Raw genomic sequence first — 318 nt, forward strand, 5'->3', positions numbered from 1 at the left:
GGCCCGCACTCACCGCACAGACCGACGACGACACCCCGCACCCCGCCGTCACCACCCTGCGGCCGCGCACCCGCCCGGCGCAGCCCGCAACCGCCACCGACACAGCGGACGACGACACCGAACTCCCGCGCAGGGTCAGGCAGGCGAACCTCGTGGCGCAACTGCGCGAGGCACCAGCACCGGCCGAACCCGACGACGCCGTCCCGCCCGGGGACGACGACACCGCACACCGCACTCCGGACCAGGTCAGAGACCGTATGACGGCCTATATGGGCGGTTGGGCCCGCGGCACCGCCACGGCCCTCTCCGACACAGCCG

Annotated in this window: 1 pseudogene; it reads left to right on the plus strand. The window is 74.2% G+C overall.

The features are described from left to right. A pseudogene (locus J0695_RS40290) lies at positions 1-318 on the plus strand (hypothetical protein); the annotation flags it as partial.

The organism is Streptomyces beijiangensis (genome assembly GCF_017315755.1).
Classification (GTDB): Bacteria; Actinomycetota; Actinomycetes; order Streptomycetales; family Streptomycetaceae; genus Streptomyces; species Streptomyces beijiangensis.